Raw genomic sequence first — 18894 nt, 5'->3', positions numbered from 1 at the left:
CCTCAGTCCCATTCCAGGCCGCCGCGCCGCCATACGTACGCGTACGCGACGAAGACGGTGAGCACGAAGAGCAGCATCTCCACGAGCCCGAAAACACCCAGGGCGTCGAAGGTGACGGCCCAGGGGTAGAGGAAGACGATCTCGATGTCGAAGACGATGAAGAGCATCGCCGTCAGGTAGTACTTGATGGGGAAACGCCCGCCGCCGGCCGGCGTGGGGGTCGGCTCGATCCCGCACTCGTAGGCCTCGAGCTTGGCGCGGTTGTACCGCTTCGGACCGATCAGCGTGGCCATGACCACGGAGAAGATCGCAAAGCCTGCCCCGAGGGCTCCCAGTACGAGGATGGGCGCATACGCGTTCACCGCTCCTCGCTCCTCTCAGTCGGCACTGACTGCTGGCGATGGCGTCGGACCTACATCCGCCTCACCTGTCCCACGAACCCCGCCGGTCCCGGCGAAGATCGAGAACATGTGAAGCAGGTCACAAGCCCAACTGCCTCGCATCCTATGCCTGCGCCTCTGTGATCTGCGACACGGGGTATTGCACAAGCTTTGTGATCTCCACCACCTGACGAAGGATCATGAAGTCGGATGAGCGGTGATCTTCGCACGTGAAGCGTCCGAGTGATCACGAGAGGTGACATTTCCGCTAGTCAGTGCAGCGTGAGCGGGGCGTCTCCATATCAAGAGACTTCCCTTGCATGCAAATTGGTGCTCACCGCGAGGCCTTGATAGAGGGCCACGTTCACACATCGGAGCGAGGGGGTGCATGGGTGTGGACGTGTGCACGCGTTCACGAGCGGAGCCCGCTCGTGACCCCCTCGCAACCGACCCGTGATCCCCCCGCGAGACGCGGCCCTTCTCGTAATCGTTGCGTGACCTCCGCCACATCCACAAGAGCCACACAAGAAGCAGGCTTGGCCACTCACTGCAACAGGTGGTAGGCGGAGGGCAATCCGGACGAAACGACGAAAGGCCATGATCACAGGCTTGATCACCCGCGTCCACAATGTCCGTTACGGCGTCAATAAAGAGCGACACGCCCGACGTTCAGGGGCCCGGGTGAACAACTGTGGCGCAGCACACGTTTCTTGAAGGTATGGAGAAGCCTTTGATACCGGTTGTTCTCATGTCCCACACCGCTCACATACGCAGCCACCGGAAACCCCGCCGCAGCGCGTCGAAAATCGCGATGCGGGCCGGAGTGGCCGGTGGCGTTCTCAGCACCCTGGCCGTCGCCGGGGCGGCCGGCTCGGCCAGCGCCGCCGAGCCGGTGACGCAGACCCTTGAACTGCCCACGCTGACGGCCGACATGGCCACGCAGGTCGCTCAGTCCGCCGACGCCACACAGCAGGCCGCAGCGAACTACCAGCTGCAGGCCGAGCGTGACGCGGCCGCCACAAAGGCGGCGAAGCAGGCCAAGGCGGACCTCGCTGAGGCGAAGCAGAAGGCCGAGGCCAAGAAGAAGGCGGCCGAGGAGGCCGCTCGCAAGGCCGCTGCCGAGCGCGCGTCCCGCACCAGCGAGCGGACCACCCTGTCCGCCGATGCGAGCGCTGACACGTCCGTCAGCACGTCCACGTCCACGTCCACGGCCACCGGTTCGGCCGCCGCGGTCGTCTCCTTCGTGAAGGCTCAGGTCGGCAAGGCCTATGTGTCCGGTGCGACCGGCTCGTCCGCGTACGACTGCTCCGGGCTCGTCCAGGCCGCCTTCAAGCAGGTCGGCATCAGCCTGCCGCGCGTCTCGCAGGACCAGTCGACCGCCGGCACCCAGGTCGGGCTGAGCAACCTGCAGCCGGGCGACATCCTGTACTGGGGCAGCGCCGGCAGCGCGTACCACGTAGCGGTGTACGTCGGTGACGGAATGTTCGTCGGCGCGCAGAACTCGTCCACGGGGGTCGCTGAGAAGCCGCTGTCGTACGACCCGCCGACCGGCGCGGTGCGGGTGCTCTGACACACGGGCACGCACAGACGTACGGAGGGGGCCACTGCCGCTCGGGGGCAGCGGCTCCCTCCGTCCCGTTGCGTGCCTCAGGCGGACCGAGCCTGTGGCGCGCCTCGTCGACGGGCTTCCGGGTTTCCCTCTCCGGGGGCCGGTAGAACTCCTGGATCTCACACTGCTCGGCGTCCGAATTGTCCGCGCCAAGACGCGCGTTGACCGGCGGCCGGGCGGACTCGTCGGCGCCCTCCATCGTGGCCGGGCCCACGTCGGTGCGCACAGGGTCGCCCGGCGGGAAGCAGCTCGGCACCTCGGTGCGGGCGGACCGGCGGGAGGAGAGCTTCCGCGCGCCGGGCCGCCAACACAGCCGCTCTCAGCGACTGCTCGCACCCTCAGTGGCTGAATCGCACCCTCAGCGACCGATCGCCCCCTCAGTGACGCAATCGCACCCTCAGCGACCGATCACGCCTGGGCGACCGGTCACGTCGGCGGCTGATCGCACCGGGGCGGCTGATCACGCCTTCGGCGCCACCTTGCTCAGCCCGTTGATGATGCGGTCCATCGCGTCACCGCCCGTGGGGTCGGTGAGGTTGGCGAGCATCTTGAGGGTGAACTTCATCAGCAGGGGGTGGGTCAGGCCGCGCTGGGCCGCGATCTTCATGACCTTCGGGTTGCCGATGAGCTTCACGAAGGCGCGGCCCAGCGTGTAGTAGCCGCCGTAGGTGTCCTTGAGGACGCGCGGGTAGCGCTGGAGGGCGAGTTCGCGGCTCGCGGGCGTGGGGCGCGCGTGCGCCTGGACGATGACGTCGGCGGCGATCTGGCCGGACTCCATGGCGTAGGCGATGCCCTCGCCGTTGAAGGGGTTCACCAGACCACCGGCGTCGCCGACCAGCAGCAGACCCTTGGTGTAGTGGGGCTGGCGGTTGAAGGCCATGGGGAGCGCGGCCCCGCGAATGGGCCCGGTCATGTTGTCCGGGGTGTACCCCCAGTCCTCCGGCATCGACGCGCACCAGGCCTTCAGGACCTCGCGCCAGTCCAGCTCCTTGAAGGAGTCGGAGGTGTTCAGGACGCCCAGACCGACGTTCGACGTGCCGTCGCCCATGCCGAAGATCCAGCCGTAGCCGGGCAGGAGGCGGTCCTCGGCGCCCCGGCGGTCCCACAACTCCAGCCAGGACTCAAGGTAGTCGTCCTCGTGGCGGGGCGACGTGAAGTACGTACGGACCGCGACACCCATCGGACGGTCCTCGCGCCGGTGCAGGCCCATCGCGAGGGACAGCCGGGTGGAGTTGCCGTCGGCGGCGACGACCAGCGGGGCTCGGAAGGTGACCTCGCGCTTCTCTTCGCCGAGCTTGGCGTGCACGCCGGTGATACGGCCCGTGCGGTCCTCGACGATCGGCGCGCCGACGTTGCAGCGCTCGTACAGCCGCGCACCCGCCTTCTGTGCCTGTCGCGCGAGCTGCTCGTCGAAGTCGTCGCGCTTGCGGACGAGGCCGTAGTCCGGGAAGGAGGCGAGTTCCGGCCAGTCGAGCTGCAACCGCACACCCCCGCCGATGATCCTGAGGCCCTTGTTGCGCAGCCAGCCGGCCTCCTCGGAGATGTCGATGCCCATGGCCACGAGCTGCTTGGTGGCACGCGGGGTGAGGCCGTCGCCGCAGACCTTCTCGCGCGGGAACTCGGTCTTCTCCAGCAGGAGCACGTCGAGTCCGGCCTTGGCGAGGTGGTACGCGGTGGTGGAGCCGGCTGGCCCCGCGCCGACGACGATCACATCGGCGGTGTTTTCGGAGAGGGGCTCGGTCACGGCGGGATCTCCCCAAGTTCGGAATCTGCGTGCCGACCGGCACTGGACATGGGCAGTCTATTCAGCAGAATTGATCACCCGGCTGAAGGGCTGCCCAGTGAACCGAGCTCTCCCCGTAGTACGGCTGCGTGTCCCCACCGACGAGGACGCCGTGGCCTGGCACCGGACCTTCGCCCACCCGGACGTCATGGAGTTCCACGGCGGCAGGATCGCGGAGCTCTCGGTCTATGAGGAGCTCACCGCGCGCCAGCGCCGGCACGACGCCGAGCGGGGCTACTGCCTGTGGACCATGCTCGACGAGTCCGGGAAGGTCATCGGCTTCACGGGCGCCCAGCCGTGGGAGCGGGAGTGGGGCCCCACAGGCGAGATCGAGATCGGCTGGCGCCTCGGACGGGAGCACTGGGGCCAGGGGTACGCCACCGCCGCGGCGCGGATGACGGTGGAACGGGTGCGGGCGGCGGGTGTGCCGACCGTGGTGGCGATGGTGAACGCCGCCAACGCGCGCTCCATCGCGGTGACCCGGCGCCTGGGCATGAGCCTCGCCGAGGTCTTCATGACGCCGACCACGCGCCAGGAGGGGCACTGCTACCGGCTGGCGCTCTAGCTGCGCCGTCCCGGCACGTCACCTCACGTCACCGAGAGTAATCGACTGCTACGGAAAGACACTTGACGCTTCCGAGCGGTGCGGGGCCGGGGTTACCCTGCCAGTACCGCTGGGGGTGACATCCGTGCGAATAACACCCAAACCACCTGAAGTGCCCGTGCCGAAGCTGGTCGGTCTGATGGCCATGGACGCACGTGAGGCAGCCACGACAGGCGGTGTGCTGCTCTCCGCGCCCGACCGCCCCGACTTCTCTCGCACCGTCGTCGACTACGTCGTACGGCAATATCCGCCACCCGGTGTCGAGGTGCCGCGCGGGGCCGTGGTCACGGTCTGGTTCGAGTTCGGCGAGGGTGAGGGCGGCGGAGGCGCGGGCGTCCACGAGCCGCGCCTGCCCCGGCCGGGCGGCGGCGGGATGCTGCGCGAGCTCGATGAACCGGGCGGTCCGTTCGCCACCGTGGCCGGATTCGGCTCGCGTTACTGAGCACCGGACTCGAAGCCCAGCCCCACTGACCCAGCCCTACTTCCCCTACTGCCCAACCGGTCTACCGGCCTACTGACCTACTGGCCTACCGGCCCTCGGTCTTGAACCCCCGGTGCAGGGCCACGATCCCGCCGGTCAGGTTGCGCCAGGCCACCTTCGACCAGCCGGCCTTGCGCAGCCGTTCGGCCAGTGCGGGCTGGTCGGGCCAGGCGCGGATGGACTCGGCGAGGTAGACGTACGCGTCGGGGTTCGAGGAGACGGCACGGGCCACCGGGGGCAGGGCACGCATCAGGTACTCGGTGTACACCGTGCGGAACGGCGCCCAGGTCGGATGGGAGAACTCGCAGATCACGACCCGGCCGCCGGGCCTGGTCACGCGGTACATCTCACGCAGCGCGGAGTCCGTGTCCTGCACGTTGCGCAGCCCGAAGGAGATGGTGACGGCGTCGAAGGTGTCGTCCTTGAAGGGCAGCTTCGTCGCGTCGCCCGCGGTGAACGGCAGCCAGGTGTGCTTGCGCTTGCCGACCTGGAGCATGCCGAGGGAGAAGTCGCAGGGGACGACGTACGCGCCGGTGCGGGCGAAGGGCAGGGAGGACGTGGCCGTACCGGCAGCCAGGTCCAGGACCTTCTGCGCGGGGCGGGCGTCGACGGCCTTGGCGACCTCCTTGCGCCACACCCGGTCCTGGCCGAGCGACAGCACGTCGTTGGTCAGGTCGTACCGTTCCGCCACGTCGTCGAACATCGAGGCGACTTCGTGCGGCTGCTTGTTCAGGGAGGCGCGGGTCACGGGGCCATTGTTGCAGTACGTCACCCCGCGCCCGCTCAGGGGAGGAGCCGTGGCCTCTTCTTCGCGGCCACGTCCTCCACCCACCCGCACAGCAGGACGAAACCGGCGATCAGGACCCAGCCGACGCCGAACACGAACCACTGGCTGTCCAGCGGCAGATACGTCTCGAACGCGGGCACCTTCCAGAACTGGTCGATCAGTGGGACCGCCAGGATCAGCGCGATCTCGTGCCAGAGGTAGATCGTCACGGCCCGGGCGTTGAAGATCGTCACGATCCGGTCCAGGCGGCGGAAGCCCGTCAGTCCGGCGAAGTCGATCCGGAACCGGGCCTTGGCCCACATCAGGAGCATGACGAAACCGGCCGACCAGAAAGCCTGCGCGAGCGGGTTCTCGTCCAGGTCGTAGGTGCCGAACTCGGCCTGGTGGGAGTAGGCGTACCAGCCGCCGTACCCGAGCGCGGCCAGTGACAGCAGGACCACCGCGGCCGGCTTCAGCCGCTGCAGCACGCCGTCGCGGTGGGCGAAGCCGAGGATCCAGCAGAACAGGTACGTCGACAGGTCCCACATCGCGCTGCCCACCCGGTTGTCCGGACCCGACCAGACGAAGTTCAGGACCAGGATCGGTGCGAGGGACAGGAACAGCACGGGAACGGGGGCGAGTCGGAACACCTTCAGCAGGAGGGGGGACAGGAGGACGAACCAGAGGTACGTCCGCAGGTACCAGAGGATCTCCCAGGCCTCCTCGCCCCACGCGTTGCCCGGGGGGTCACCGAGCGGGACGACCCAGTACACGATCTGCCAGCCCGGCATCCAGTCATGGACCAGCATCGCCACGACCACGAAGAGGCCCCAGAACCAGAACGGGGGCAGGAGGCGGCGCAGCCGGCTCCTCACCACCGTGCGCGCGGGCCGCTCCAGGGACTTCGCCATCAGGGTGCCGGCCAGGCCGAACATGACCCCCATGGAGGGGAAGACCAGTCCGGCCCAGGCCCAGCCGAAGGTGTGGTAGGTGACGACACGGATGAGGGCGACGGCCCTGAGGGTGTCGAAGTAGCGGTCGCGGCCTGCGGGCTTCGCCGGTGGCGGAGGCTTCTCCTCCTCCGCCCCGACGGCAGCCTCGGCCTCCGGCGCCACCCCCGGCCCCGGTTCCGGCCTCGGCTCATCCAGCACGGGCAGCGTCGCCGTCGCGTCGGGCGTCGGCTCCCCCTGCCCGTAGTCCACGTGCGGCTGCGGATACGGCTGTTGGGGATATGGCTGTTGGGGATACGGCTGCTGGGCGTAACCCTCGTAGCCGCCGTAGCCCTCGTAACCGTAGCCGGGCCGGCCAGGTTGGCCGGGGTGCTGCCCGTACCCAAATCCGTACCCCTGCGGGTACCCCTGCTGCCCCTGCAGCCCTTGCGGATGCCCCTGCGGATATCCCTGCGGATATCCCTGCTGTTCCTGCTGTTCCTGCTGTTCGGGCCCCCAGCTCATCAGCTCGCCCCCGCCGGAGTGCCGACCTCGCCGGTCCGCTTCAGTTTCTGCCAGCGCAGGCGGCCGCCGGTGAGGGCGGTGATGCAGGAGTGGATGAGGACGAGGTACATCATCTGGCGGTAGGCCAGTTGTTGCAGGGGCATCATCAGCAGGTAGCGGTACTTCTCACGGTCGAGGCGGAAGGCGTACGCCGCGCACACCAGTTGGACCGCCAGCACCGCGAACCACGCCAGTAGCGCCGCCTGGAAGTCGATGAAGATCATCGAGTAGACGGTGAACACGTCGATGAGCGGGGCGAAGACCGGCGTGACGATCTGGAAAATGACCACCAGCGGCATGCCGACCCGGCCGAAGCGTCCCGAAGGGCCCTTGTCCGTGAGGGACTTGCGGTGTTTCCAGAGCGCCTGCATGGTGCCGTAGGACCAGCGGTAGCGCTGCGACCACAGCTGCTTCAGGGAACCCGGGGCCTCCGTCCAGGCGCGGGCGTGCTCCTGGTAGACGACCCGCCAGCCCTCGCGGTGCATGGCGATGGTGATGTCGGTGTCCTCGGCGAGGGTGTCCTCGCTCATCCCGCCGACCTGGAGGACCGCCTCGCGGCGGAACGCGCCGATCGCGCCGGGGATGGTCGGCATGCAGCGCAGCAGGTCGTACATACGGCGGTCGAGGTTGAAGCCCATCACGTACTCGATGTGCTGCCAGGCGCCGATGACGGTGTCGCGGTTGCCGACCTTGGCGTTTCCGGCGACCGCGCCGACCTCGGGATCGGCGAACGGCTGCACCAGCTGTCCCACGGTGTCCGCCTCGAAGACCGTGTCGCCGTCCATCATCACGACGATGTCGTAACTGGCGCTGCGTACCCCGTTGTTGAGTGCGGCCGGCTTGCCCGCGTTCTCCTGACGGATGACCCGGACGTTCGTCATGCCGAGTGCCTCGGCCGCATCGCGCGCGATCTCGGAGGTGCCGTCGGTCGAGCCGTCGTCCACGACGATGACCTCGATCGGGTGGGTGCTCTGCGCCAGCGACTTGAGGGTGTTGGCGATGCACTCCTTCTCGTTGTACGCCGGGACGATCACGCTCACCGGTCGGGTGACCGGTGCTCCCCAGGTGAAGCGGCGTTTGTTGCGCTGTCTGTAGTGCCGACGGGCGAGGATCAGCATCATGCCGAACCGGCCCATGACGGCCACGCCCACGACGATCAGTCCGACCGAGAGCGTCGGAACGGTCAACTCGGCGACGGCGACGGCCAGAACGAGGGCCTTGCCCTCGTAGAGGGTCGCGCCGGTGGCCTCGCGGTGTGCGGCCTGGAGACGGGACACGGTCGAACCCTGGTTGCCCGTTGGACCGTTCGGCCCGCCCACGGTCTGCACGCCACCGGGCACCCCTGTGGCCCCGGGAACCCCGGCCGTCTCCCGCTCGCTCGCGCGTTGCTCCTCGATGACACCGCTGATGGTGGTGAAGGTGTACCCCTTCGCCTTCATCTTCGCGATGTACTTCGGCAGCGCCTCGATCGTCTGCTCACGGTCGCCGCCCGCGTCGTGCATCAGGACCGACGCGCCGGCGGTCCCCTTCGGCGTGGCCCACTGGACGATCTTCGAGACGCCCGGCTTCTTCCAGTCGTCGCTGTCGGTGTCGACGAAGACGCTGGTGTAGCCGTCGGCGCCGAGCTCCTTGTAGACGGGCCAGCTGTAGTTGTCGATGGCGTCCGTCTCCGAGGAGTACGGCGCCCGGAACAACGTGGTCGTGATGCCGGCCGCGCCCGCCAGCGCGAGCTGCGTCTGCTCCATCTCGCGCCGGACGCGGGCGTCGCTCTGGTAGGAGAGGTCGACGTGGGTGAAGGTGTGGATGCCCACCTCGTTGCCCTGCTCGACCATGTCGTCCACGATGCCGGGGTAGCGCGAGACCATCGACCCGACCAGGAAGAACGTGGCGGGGACGTCGTACTTCTCGAGGATCTTCAGGACATCGGGCGTGTACGTGGGGTTGGGGCCGTCGTCGAAGGTGAGCGCGATGGTCTTCTTCGGGACGGAGACGGTGGTGGCCTGGCCGTTCCGGAAGGAGACGATCGGCCCGCCGTTGAGGATCTTGTCGGGGACCTCGTCGGAGCTGGCTCCGTCGCGCACACGCTGGTCACCGCCGACCTCGGCGCGCAGATAGCCGTCGAGCAGCATGACGCTGGTGAGGGCGAGCAGGAGCAGCAGCGCGAGGATGATCCGCGGTTTCTGCAGTGCCGCGGCCTTGCCCGCCGCCCGTTTCATCCGGGTGGGGGCGCGCCGACGGCCGCGTGAGGGTGTCGTCGTCATGGGGTGCCTGCGTTCCCGTCAGTCGTCGGCCGCGGCGGCGGACGCCGACACGGTCGGGGCGGAGCTGGGCGGGGCGCCGGTGGCGATGCCCGTGGGCGGGGTGCCGGTGGGCCTCGCGGGCGGGGCACCGATACCGCCCTGCGGCTCGGCGCCGCCGGGGCCGGAGTTCTGGGGGCCGGCCCGACCACCACCGAACGGCACCAGCGAGGACGGGTTGATCGAGGTGCCGATGCCCATGAACGCCATGCTGAGCACGACCGCGTACCCGAGGCAGACGACGCCGACCAGGAGGCCGACCCGGCGCAGCAGCTTGGAGCGGCGCCCGGAGTTGTCGACGAACACGGGTCCCTCGGCGGACTCGTTGCCGCGTTTACGACGGCGCCCGCGCCCAGGGGCGGCGGCGCGGTTTTCGATGGCAGGCTCGGAATGCATTCCCCGGATATTAGGGACCCTTTATTCGGTCTTAACTCTGACTCTCTTGTGAGCCGCCCATGAGAAAGTCGTCAACCTGTCCGCTTCCTGAGAGTTTCCCAGAAAGCCTGCACAACTCCGCGCGGAGGGAAAGGAGTCGAATGCCCGAATCGCGCGTCCACGATGCACCTTTTGACCATGTCTGCCCGTGAAGTGCCCGTGTGCTTGCGGTCCGTGCGAAGCCCGACCACGTGTGAGACATTTCCACTCTGGAAACGCTCTTTGTTTCCGTCCTGAGGCAGAAACCATGAGAGCGGGTGGATACGCAATGCGGAGTCTCCTGAAGCCGGCGGCCGGGCTCACCTGCCTGTTCGCGCTGACCACCGCGGGATGCTCCGCGGAAACAGATGGCACATCGGACACGGCACCCGAAGCCTCCAAACACACGAGCACCACCCCGAGCGCTACCCCTGACCCTCCCCCGAGCGAGGAGGCGTCGGCGGCCACCGCCTACGCCCCCTACGTCAGCGCGACGGACGCATCCGGCCTCGACTCCACGGGCTCCCCCGAGACGTACAACCTGGCCTTCGTGATCGCCGACGGCGGTGGCTGCACGCCGAAGTGGAACGACAACGACGCCGTCGGCGCCTCCGGGGTGAAGTCCCGGATCGCGCGCCTGAAGGAGGACGGCGCCACCGTGCGGGTCTCCTTCGGCGGGGCCTCCGGCGAGGAACTCGCGGCGACCTGCGACAGCGCGTCAGAACTGGCCGAGGCGTACGGCAAGGCCCTGGACGCGGCCGGTTCCACCCAGGCCGACTTCGACATCGAGGGCGACGAACTGGCCGACTCCGACTCGGTGGACCTGCGCTCCGAGGCGATCGCCCTCCTGCAGAAGGACCGCGCCGACCTCAGCGTCTCCTTCACGCTCCCGGTGATGCCGTCCGGCCTCGACGCGGACAGCCTGGCGCTGCTGGAGTCGGCCAACGAGCATGACGTACAGGTCTCCACCGTCAATCTCATGACGATGAACTACGGCGAGTCGTACGCCGACGACATGGGCGACTACGCGCTCACTTCCGCCAAGGCCTCCCACACCCAGCTGATGAAGGTGTTCGGGCTGGCGTCCGCGGCCGCCTGGCGGGGCATGGCACTCACCTCGATGATCGGCGTCAACGACGTCGACGGCGAGACGTTCACCCTCTCCGACGCGGCCCAGGTACGGACGTTCGCCGCGAAGAACGAGATCGCGTGGGTGTCCATGTGGTCGACGTTCCGCGACCAGCAGTGCGAGGAGGGGAAAACCGGGGACGACGACGCCCGGACCAACTGCAGCGGGGTGGAACAGGGTTCGGGCGCGTTCGCGAAGGCGTTCGCCGGCTAGCCGCCACGCTCTGACGAGGCGTCACCTGTGCATGCCCGACCGGCTGTGTGCCCGACCGGCTGTCAACGTCGCCTGTGGACCAGGCGCCCCGCGCACACCGTCGCGATACAGACGCCGGTCTCGTCGAAGACCGCCAGGTCGGCGCGGCCGCTCTCCCTGATCGCCGTCGGCTGAGTGCGCGGGAGTACGACGACGTCGTTCCGGTCGGCCGCGACGCGGAGTTCGGGCGAGTCGACGTACTCCTCCAGGACCGTCACCGCACCGGCCTTCAGCACGGCGTGGACGCGTTCGCGTGGCGACGGGGCCTCGGGGAGCGGCCCCTCATGAACGCGGGCCGGCCCGAGCACCCCGGGCCAGCGCCGCACCCGAGCACCCGGAAACAGCGCCCGCACCTCCGCCAGTGTTCCCACGGCGGCGACCCGGATGCCCTCGACGGCCACGGCACCGTCCTTGACCGGCTCCGTGCCGTGCCAGGTCCACCGGACCTCGTCAGCCGCGTGAATGGTCTCCAACTCGGGCTCGGATCAGCTCAGTTGGACGCGAGCAGCTTCAGCTCGGGATGAGCCGTACCGCCCTCGATCGCCGTGGACGAGATGTGGGACATCACCCGCTCGTCGACGGGGTCGTTCGCCGGGTCGTCGTGGACGACGAGGTGCTCGTACGTCGTCGCCCGCTGGGCCGGGACGCGTCCCGCCTTGCGGATGAGGTCGATGATCTCCATCCGGTTGGAGCGGTGCTTGGCGCCGGCGGAGGAGACGACGTTCTCCTCCAGCATGATCGAGCCGAGGTCGTCCGCGCCGTAGTGCAGCGACAGTTGGCCGACCTCCTTGCCGGTGGTCAGCCAGGAGCCCTGGATGTGGGCGATGTTGTCCATGAACAGCCGCGCGATGGCGATCATCCGCAGGTACTCGAAGAGCGTGGCCTGCGTGCGGCCCTTCAGGTGGTTGTTCTCGGGCTGGTAGGTGTACGGGATGAACGCGCGGAAGCCGCCCGTGCGGTCCTGCACGTCACGGATCATCCGCAGGTGCTCGATGCGCTCCGCGTTGGTCTCGCCCGTGCCCATGAGCATGGTGGAGGTGGACTCCACACCCAGCCCGTGCGCGGCCTCCATGATCTCCAGCCAGCGCTCGCCGGACTCCTTGAGCGGGGCGATGGCCTTGCGGGGCCGCTCCGGGAGGAGTTCCGCGCCGGCACCGGCGAAGGAGTCGAGACCGGCCTCGTGGATCCGGGTGATGGCCTCCTCGACCGACACCCCGGAGATCCGGGCCATGTGCTCGACCTCGCTGGCCCCCAGGCTGTGGATGACCAGCTGCGGGAAGGCCTGCTTGATGGCGGAGAAGTGCTTCTCGTAGTACTCGACGCCGAAGTCCGGGTGGTGGCCGCCCTGGAACATGATCTGCGTCCCGCCGAGTTCGACGGTCTCCTCGCACCGGCGCAGGATGTCGTCCAGGTCGCGGGTCCAGCCCTTGGCGGTGTCCTTCGGGGCAGCGTAGAAGGCACAGAACTTGCACGCCGTGACGCACACGTTGGTGTAGTTGATGTTGCGTTCGATGATGTACGTGGCGATGTGCTCGGTGCCCGCGTACCTGCGGCGGCGTACGGCGTCGGCGGCGGCGCCGAGCGCGTGCAGCGGGGCGTCGCGGTAGAGGTCGAGCGCCTCCTCCGGGGTGATCCGCCCACCCTCGGCGGCACGGTCGAGGACGGACTGAAGGTCGGCCTTCTCGGTCACCGGGCGTCCCTTTCGTCAAGGGTTGTGGACGGACCGAACCAGCCTACGCCAGGCGTTTCACGCGACGGACCTCAGGCCGCGTACGCGCCGATCAACCAACCTCAGACCGCGTACGCGCCGATCAGCAGCCCGAGGTACGCCCCCGCGATCAGGAACGGCCCGAACGGGATCGCCGTCTTGCGCCCCGCGCGCCTCGCGACGACGAGGGCACCGCCGTACAGCGCCCCGAGCAGGAACCCGGCGAAGGTGCCGAGCAGCACGGTCCCCCAGCCGTACCAGCCCAGCGCGGCGCCGATCCCGAGCGCCAGCTTCACATCTCCGAAGCCCATGCCGCCGGGGTTGACGAGCCACAGCACGAGGTAACCGGCGCCGAGCGCGAGGGCGCCCAGCGCGGCGGTCGGCCAGTGCCCGGTGTGCTCGGGCACCGCGGCGGCCACCCCGAGGAGGACGAGTGTCGCGGCGGCGAGCGGCAGGGTCAGCACGTCGGGGAGCCTGCGCACCCGCAGGTCGACGGCGGCCAACAGCACCCACACGGGCACCGACAGCAGCCAGACGACGACCTCGGGCCGGGTGTCGGTGGCGCCGGCGAGACCGGCACACAGGAGTGCGGTGACGAGACAGACGAGGGGGGTGCTGGGACCGTACGCGCGTGTCGGTGTGCAGTGCCCGCACCGCGCCCGGCCGAGCCACCCGCGGGCGGGCCCGCCGAACGGATGCCCGCCGGGGCACTCCTCCCGCCAGTTCTCCTCCTCCGGTACGGAGAAGCGGTGGGCGGCACGCGGCACCAGCACTCCGGTGGCCGCGCCCCACAGTGCCGCGACGGCGATCAGCAAGCCGGTCATCGGCCGATCATCCCACCGCGACGGCACGCACCCACCGCGTCAGCCCACACCCGTCGCACAGCCACGCACCCACCACGTCAGCCCACGCTGCCGCATCGCCACGCACCCACCGCGTCAGCCCCACCCACCGCCACACACCCACCGCGCGTCCTCACCTCCTCGGCGAGCACCGCCCGACGGGCCCGGGATCACGGCTTCAGCAGGTCGACCTTCACGTCCGCCGGGAAGCCGGTGGTCGGGCCGACGCGGCGGGCGAACTCCGCGACCGCCTCCAGCTGGGGGCCACCGAAGCGGAAGTCGAGGGTGGTGAAGTACCGCTCCAGGATCTGCTCGTTGAAGGCCTCCCAGCGGGCCGCCTGTTCGGCGACCTTGCCGACCTCCTCCAGGGAGAGGTTGCGGGAGGCGAGGAAGGCCTCGTGGACCTTGCGGGTGATGACGGGCTCGCGCTCCAGGTAGTCGCGGCGGGCCGCCCACACGGCGAAGACGAACGGCAGCCCGGTCCACTCCTTCCACAGCGCGCCCAGGTCGTGGACCTCCAGCCCGAATTTCGGCCCGTCGAGCAGGTTGGCCCGCAGCGCCGCGTCGCCGATGAGTACGGCGGCCTCGGCCTCCTGCATCATCAGGCTGAGGTCGGGCGGGCACGTGTAGTACTCGGGCTCCACGCCGTAACGGTCGGCCAGCAGCAGCTGGGCGAGCCGGACGGAGGTGCGCGAGGTCGAGCCGAGGGCGACACGGGCGCCGTCCAGCTCGTCCAGCGGCACCTGCGAGACGATCACGCAGGACATCACGGGGCCGTCGCACCCCACGGCGATGTCCGGGAAGGCGACCAGGTCGTCCGCGTTCCTGAGGAACTCGACGAGGGTGATGGGACCGATGTCGAGGTCCCCCCGCACCAGCTGCTCGCTGAGCTTCTCCGGGGTGTCCTTGGTCAGCTCGAAGTCGAGCAGCGTGCCGGTTCTCGCGAGCCCCCAGTACAGGGGCAGGCAGTTGAGGAACTGGATGTGGCCGACACGCGGCCGGGTGCGAGAAATGTCCACATCGCGAGACTAGCCCCACTGGGGTACGCTCCGGCCTCCGCCCCCGAGGGTCAACCCTCAAACGATCTTCAAACATTCGGGTGACGTGATCTTGGCCTCTATTGCTTTCGGCTGCCTGCGTGCTAGGCTCGCCGCAAGTTGCAGTTTGGTTTCCCTTGCAGTACAGAGCCTGCGGAGCATGTGACCGCGGGCTCTAGTCGTTTTCAGACGTATGCAGTTGTGCGGCATTTTTGTTTTCACACTTGCAGGGTTCTGGAGCAGGGCAACCCTTTGGGCCCAAGGAGGGCTTATGGCTACCGGAACCGTGAAGTGGTTCAACGCCGAAAAGGGCTTTGGATTCATCGCCCAGGAAGGCGGCGGCCCCGACGTCTTCGTCCACTACTCCGCGATCAACGCGAGCGGCTTCCGCTCGCTGGAGGAGAACCAGCAGGTTTCCTTCGACGTCACGCAGGGCCCGAAGGGTCCGCAGGCGGAGAATGTCACCCCTGTCTGAGTTCAGAGTTCACGAGCCCAAAGCTCTGATCCGGAACCGATAGCAGTACCCAAGGAGCCCCGCGCCGCAAGGCGACGGGGCTCCTGCCTTTTCCCAGGCCCCACCGCGGGACATGTGCGGGCAGGCGGAGGGTGTGAGCGAGCCTCGGCTCACCGCTCGTACAGTCCCTCCACCTCCTGCGCGAAATCCTTCAGCACCGTCTCCCGTCGCAGCTTCATCGACGGCGTCAGATGGCCGGTCTCCTCCGAGAAGTCGGTCGGCAGGACGGTGAAGCGGCGGATGGACTCGGGGCGGGAGACGAGCTTGTTGGCCTCGTCGACCGCGCGCTGGAGGATGCCGCGCAACTCATCGTCGTCGACGAGCAGTTCGGCGGGGACGGGGTGCTTGCCGTTCATCCGGCGCCAGTGGGAGACGCCCCCCATGTCCAGGGTGATCAGGGCGGAGATGTAGGGGCGGCGGTCGCCCAGGACGATGCACTGGGAGATCAGGGGGTGGGAGCGCAGCCAGTTCTCCAGCGGGGCGGGGGCCACGTTCTTGCCGCCCGCGGTGATGAGGATCTCCTTCTTGCGGCCGGTGATCGTGAGGTACCCCTCGTCGTCGAGGCGGCCGATGTCGCCGGTGGGGAACCAGCCGTCGGCGGACGCGGGGCTCACCCCGCCGCCGTGCGGGTCCCAGTAGCCACGGAACACATGCTCCCCGCTGAGCAGGATCTCGCCGTCCGCCGCGATCCGCACCTTGGTGCCGGGCAGCGGCCAGCCGACCGTGTCCAGACGCGGCTTGAGCGGCGGGGTGACCGTGGCCGCGCCGGTCGACTCGGTCAGGCCGTAGCCCTCGTAGATCTCCATGCCCGCGCCCGCGTAGAACGCGGCGAGCCGGCGGCCGAGGGGTGAGCCGCCGCTGATGATGTGGCGGACCCGGCCGCCCATGGCGTTGCGGATCCGGCGGTAGATGAGGGAGTCGTAGAAGGAGCGGGCGGCCTTCAGAGTGGTGCCCGGTCCGGAGCCGGTGCCGGCCAGGCGGGCCTCCATGGCCTCTCCGTAGCGGACGGCCACGTTCACCGCGCGGTCGAAGGCGGTCGCCCGGCCGCCGCTCTCCGCCTTGGCGCGGGCGCTGTTGAAGACCTTCTCGAGCATGTACGGGATACACAGCAGGAACGTCGGTCTGAAGGCACCGAGCTCGGCCACCAGACTCTCCGCCTGAAGGCTCGGCACATGGCCCAGCCGAACCCGGGCGCGGACGCACGCGATCGCCACCATGCGGCCGAAGACGTGGGACATGGGGAGGAAGAGGAGGGTGGCGAGCTCGTCGGAGGACTTCGACCGGAAGACGGGGTGGAGGAGTTCGATCGCGTTGTCGACCTCGGCGAGGAAGTTCCCGTGCGTCAGCACACAGCCCTTGGGGCGGCCCGTCGTGCCCGAGGTGTAGACGACGGTGGCGAGGGCGCCCGGGCCCAGCATCCCCCGGCGTACGTCGACTTCCTGGTCGGGGACCGGTTGGCCGAGTTCCGCCAGCCGCTCCAGATGGCCCTTCTCGATGATCCACACGTGGCTCAGATCGGGCAGCCGGCTGAGCTCCGGGCCGAGCGCCGCCGCCTGGGACGCGTGCTCCGTCACCAGGGCCACCGCCCCGGAGTCCTGGAGGATCCAGCGGGTCTGGAAGACGGAGGAGGTGGGGTAGATCGGCACGGTGACCAGGCCGGCGGCCCACGCGGCGAAGTCGAGGAGCGTCCACTCGTAGATCGTGCGGGCCATGACGGCGATCCGGTCCCCGGGCGCCAGCCCCTCCGCGATCATGCCCTTCGCCAACGCCAGTACCTGCTCGGCGAACTGGACGGCCGTCACATGCTCCCAGTGCCCGTCCTCCGTGCGGCGGCTGAGCACCTGGTGCTCGGGAGCCGCGTCGGCGTTGTCGAAGGGCAGGTCCGCCAGGGAGCCGTGGGTGACCGGCGGGGCGATCGGCGGCACGGACACCTCCCGGACCTCGCCGTCCAGTCGCCGGATCTCCGGCGCGACCAGAACGGGCGCGCCGTCGTAGTCGTGGCCGGACAGGTAGGAGAGGGACATGGGGCAGCTCCTGAGGCGTGCAGCTCGGTTCCACTCTGCTGCAAGTGGTACGTGCGGAACGTACCGGTACGTTCACCGACTGTTGCGAATTACCGGGTTACCGGGGGTTAGGACGGTGATCGTACGGGGCCCTCGTGGAAGGTTGGTGCGGGTTCGGGGGCGTTTCGGAGCCGGGGATGTGCAACCTCGGAGGTTACGTGAGGAAGATTCACGTTGCCCCCGATCAGTACGGCTGGCCATGGTCAGGACGGCTGTCAGTGCCGCTCCAGGACCGCCGTGACTCCCTGGCCGCCCGCCGCGCACACGGAGATCAACCCCCGCCCGGTGGAGCCTCGTTCGGCGAGCAGTTTGGCGAGCGTCGCCACGATCCGCGCGCCGGTCGCCGCGAACGGGTGCCCGGTCGCGAGGGAGGAGCCGGCGACGTTCAGACGGGCCCGGTCCACCGTGCCCAGCCCCCGCTTCTCCCAGGCGGCGAGCGTCGCCAGCACCTGGGAGGCGAACGCCTCGTGGACTTCCAGGAGGTCGAAGTCCGCCAGCCCGAGGCCGGCCCGCTCCAGCATGCGCGGGACCGCGTGGGCCGGTGCCATCAGCAGCCCGTCCTCGCCGCCGACCACATCACCGCCCACGAAGTCCACGGCCGCCGTCTCGTACGTGGTGAGGTACGCCAGCGGTTCGAGGCCGCGCGCCTCGGCCCACTCCTCCGACGCCAGCAGGACGACCGCGGCCCCGTCCGTCAGCGGGGTCGAATTGCCCGCGGTCATGGTCGGGTCGGGCGCGTCCAGCCCGAACACCGGCTTCAGCGTGGCCAGTTTCTCCGCCGTCGAACCGGGGCGCAGGTTCTGGTCGCGGGCCAGCCCGCGGAAAGGCACCACCAGGTCCTGGAAGAAGCCGCGTTCGTACGCCGCCGCCAGTCGCCGGTGACTGAGCGCGGCCAGCTCGTCCTGGGCCTCGCGGGTGATCCCCCACAGCCGGGCGGTCACGGCCGCGTGTTCACCCATCGACAGTCCGGTGCGCGGCTCGGCGTTGCGCGGGATGTCGGGGACGAGGTGGGACGGGCGCACGCGGGTGAGCGCCTTGACCCGGCCGAGCGGTGACTTCGCCCGCCGTGCCTCCAGCAGGATCCGCCGCAGGTGGTCGTTGACGCCCAGCGGTGCGTCGCTCGCGGTGTCGGCGCCGCCCGCGATCGCTGACTCGGTCTGCCCGAGGGCGATCTTGTTGGCGGCGGCGATCACGGCCTGCAGTCCGGTCCCGCAGGCCTGCTGGATGTCGTACGCCGGTGTGCGGGCGTCCAGCTTCGAGCCGAGGACGGTCTCGCGGGCCAGGCTGAAGTCACGGCTGTGCTTGAGGACGGCTCCGGCGACGAACTCACCCACCGCGCCCGGCCCTTCGAGGCCGCACCGCTCGACCAGGCCGTCCAGTACGGCGGTCAGCATCTGCCGGTTCGATGCGGTGGCGTACGGCCCGTCGGAGCGGGCGAAGGGGACGCGGGCGCCGGCGACGACCGCCACACGCCGTGCCACCGGCGGTTTCAAGGGGCTCATGTCGACCCGCTCCTCACCTT

General features: G+C 69.2%; 17 protein-coding genes. 5 read left to right on the top strand and 12 right to left on the bottom strand.

Going from position 1 to position 18894, the window contains the following annotated elements:
• Positions 1 to 2: 2 nt before the first annotated feature.
• Complete coding sequence (locus tag OHA64_RS28320) at positions 3 to 362, bottom strand: NADH-quinone oxidoreductase subunit A (protein WP_007383963.1); 360 nt, start codon at positions 360 to 362, stop codon at positions 3 to 5.
• A gap of 766 nt (positions 363 to 1128) precedes the next feature.
• On the opposite strand from OHA64_RS28320, the gene OHA64_RS28315 reads away from it, so the two are divergent.
• A complete protein-coding gene (locus tag OHA64_RS28315) occupies positions 1129 to 1950 on the top strand; it encodes a C40 family peptidase (RefSeq protein ID WP_405617679.1) in 822 nt (273 codons plus the stop codon).
• A 499-nt stretch (positions 1951 to 2449) separates the two neighbouring features.
• Here OHA64_RS28315 and OHA64_RS28310 read toward each other — a convergent pair whose 3' ends face one another.
• Positions 2450 to 3733 carry a geranylgeranyl reductase family protein gene (locus tag OHA64_RS28310; protein WP_405617677.1) on the bottom strand — a complete coding sequence of 428 codons (1284 nt, stop codon included), beginning with the start codon at positions 3731 to 3733 and terminating at the stop codon, positions 2450 to 2452.
• Positions 3734 to 3830: 97 nt separating this feature from the next.
• Here OHA64_RS28310 and OHA64_RS28305 point away from each other — a divergent pair, with 97 nt between their 5' ends.
• A complete protein-coding gene (locus tag OHA64_RS28305; RefSeq protein ID WP_405617675.1) occupies positions 3831 to 4337 on the top strand; it encodes a GNAT family N-acetyltransferase in 507 nt (168 codons plus the stop codon).
• Between the two features lie 151 nt (positions 4338 to 4488).
• On the top strand, positions 4489 to 4818 hold the full coding sequence (locus OHA64_RS28300; protein ID WP_405617673.1) for a PASTA domain-containing protein: 330 nt from the start codon (positions 4489 to 4491) through the stop codon (positions 4816 to 4818).
• Positions 4819 to 4903: 85 nt separating this feature from the next.
• Here OHA64_RS28300 and OHA64_RS28295 read toward each other — a convergent pair whose 3' ends face one another.
• From OHA64_RS28295 to OHA64_RS28280, 4 genes are read right to left on the bottom strand one after another with little or no spacing between them, the layout of a single operon-like run.
• Complete coding sequence (locus OHA64_RS28295) at positions 4904 to 5605, bottom strand: demethylmenaquinone methyltransferase (protein ID WP_405617671.1); 702 nt, start codon at positions 5603 to 5605, stop codon at positions 4904 to 4906.
• Positions 5606 to 5640: 35 nt separating this feature from the next.
• A complete protein-coding gene (locus OHA64_RS28290; RefSeq protein ID WP_405617669.1) occupies positions 5641 to 7077 on the bottom strand; it encodes an acyltransferase in 1437 nt (478 codons plus the stop codon).
• Positions 7077 to 9377, bottom strand: a complete 2301-nt coding sequence (locus tag OHA64_RS28285) for a bifunctional polysaccharide deacetylase/glycosyltransferase family 2 protein (protein WP_405617667.1) — start codon at positions 9375 to 9377, stop codon at positions 7077 to 7079. The genes OHA64_RS28290 and OHA64_RS28285 overlap by 1 nt, the downstream gene beginning before the upstream one ends.
• Positions 9378 to 9395: 18 nt before the next feature.
• Positions 9396 to 9809, bottom strand: a complete 414-nt coding sequence (locus OHA64_RS28280) for a hypothetical protein (protein WP_405617665.1) — start codon at positions 9807 to 9809, stop codon at positions 9396 to 9398.
• A 307-nt stretch (positions 9810 to 10116) separates the two neighbouring features.
• On the opposite strand from OHA64_RS28280, the gene OHA64_RS28275 reads away from it, so the two are divergent.
• The gene (locus OHA64_RS28275; protein WP_405617663.1) at positions 10117 to 11169 is read left to right on the top strand and encodes a hydrolase; all 1053 of its coding nucleotides are present in this window, start codon (positions 10117 to 10119) and stop codon (positions 11167 to 11169) included.
• Between the two features lie 62 nt (positions 11170 to 11231).
• Here OHA64_RS28275 and OHA64_RS28270 read toward each other — a convergent pair whose 3' ends face one another.
• From OHA64_RS28270 to OHA64_RS28255, 4 genes are all read right to left on the bottom strand, one after another.
• Positions 11232 to 11681, bottom strand: a complete 450-nt coding sequence (locus OHA64_RS28270) for an imidazolonepropionase-like domain-containing protein (protein ID WP_405617661.1) — start codon at positions 11679 to 11681, stop codon at positions 11232 to 11234.
• Between the two features lie 17 nt (positions 11682 to 11698).
• Positions 11699 to 12898 (bottom strand): cyclic dehypoxanthinyl futalosine synthase, encoded by a 1200-nt coding sequence (gene mqnC, locus OHA64_RS28265; protein WP_405617659.1) that lies wholly within the window; start codon positions 12896 to 12898, stop codon positions 11699 to 11701.
• Positions 12899 to 12999: 101 nt separating this feature from the next.
• Complete coding sequence (locus tag OHA64_RS28260; protein WP_405617657.1) at positions 13000 to 13740, bottom strand: prepilin peptidase; 741 nt, start codon at positions 13738 to 13740, stop codon at positions 13000 to 13002.
• A gap of 188 nt (positions 13741 to 13928) precedes the next feature.
• Positions 13929 to 14777, bottom strand: coding sequence for a menaquinone biosynthetic enzyme MqnA/MqnD family protein (locus OHA64_RS28255; protein WP_405617655.1), 849 nt, complete (start codon positions 14775 to 14777; stop codon positions 13929 to 13931).
• Between the two features lie 289 nt (positions 14778 to 15066).
• Between OHA64_RS28255 and OHA64_RS28250 the strand changes: the two genes are divergently transcribed.
• Positions 15067 to 15270: a cold-shock protein gene (locus OHA64_RS28250; protein ID WP_003992177.1), complete on the top strand. Its 204-nt coding sequence runs from the start codon at positions 15067 to 15069 to the stop codon at positions 15268 to 15270.
• 149 nt (positions 15271 to 15419) lie between these two features.
• On the opposite strand, the gene OHA64_RS28245 is transcribed toward OHA64_RS28250, so the two are convergent.
• Positions 15420 to 17333 carry an AMP-dependent synthetase/ligase gene (locus OHA64_RS28245; RefSeq protein WP_405617653.1) on the bottom strand — a complete coding sequence of 638 codons (1914 nt, stop codon included), beginning with the start codon at positions 17331 to 17333 and terminating at the stop codon, positions 15420 to 15422.
• Positions 17334 to 17587: 254 nt separating this feature from the next.
• Positions 17588 to 18874, bottom strand: coding sequence for an acetyl-CoA C-acetyltransferase (locus OHA64_RS28240; protein WP_405617651.1), 1287 nt, complete (start codon positions 18872 to 18874; stop codon positions 17588 to 17590).
• Positions 18875 to 18894 lie beyond the last annotated feature (20 nt).

It is taken from the genome of Streptomyces sp. NBC_00076 (assembly GCF_045041235.1).
GTDB lineage: Bacteria > Actinomycetota > Actinomycetes > Streptomycetales > Streptomycetaceae > Streptomyces.
This window is presented reverse-complemented; position numbering and strand designations above follow the sequence as displayed.

Coding starts and splice junctions, on each gene's coding strand:
- OHA64_RS28285 (WP_405617667.1), bottom strand. CDS start 9,377: ATGACGACGACACCCTCACGCGGCCGTCGGCGCGCCCCCACCCGGATG.
- OHA64_RS28245 (WP_405617653.1), bottom strand. CDS start 17,333: ATGTCCCTCTCCTACCTGTCCGGCCACGACTACGACGGCGCGCCCGTT.
- OHA64_RS28315 (WP_405617679.1), top strand. CDS start 1,129: ATGTCCCACACCGCTCACATACGCAGCCACCGGAAACCCCGCCGCAGC.
- OHA64_RS28275 (WP_405617663.1), top strand. CDS start 10,117: ATGCGGAGTCTCCTGAAGCCGGCGGCCGGGCTCACCTGCCTGTTCGCG.
- OHA64_RS28250 (WP_003992177.1), top strand. CDS start 15,067: ATGGCTACCGGAACCGTGAAGTGGTTCAACGCCGAAAAGGGCTTTGGA.
- OHA64_RS28290 (WP_405617669.1), bottom strand. CDS start 7,077: ATGAGCTGGGGGCCCGAACAGCAGGAACAGCAGGAACAGCAGGGATAT.
- OHA64_RS28280 (WP_405617665.1), bottom strand. CDS start 9,809: ATGCATTCCGAGCCTGCCATCGAAAACCGCGCCGCCGCCCCTGGGCGC.
- OHA64_RS28260 (WP_405617657.1), bottom strand. CDS start 13,740: ATGACCGGCTTGCTGATCGCCGTCGCGGCACTGTGGGGCGCGGCCACC.
- OHA64_RS28240 (WP_405617651.1), bottom strand. CDS start 18,874: ATGAGCCCCTTGAAACCGCCGGTGGCACGGCGTGTGGCGGTCGTCGCC.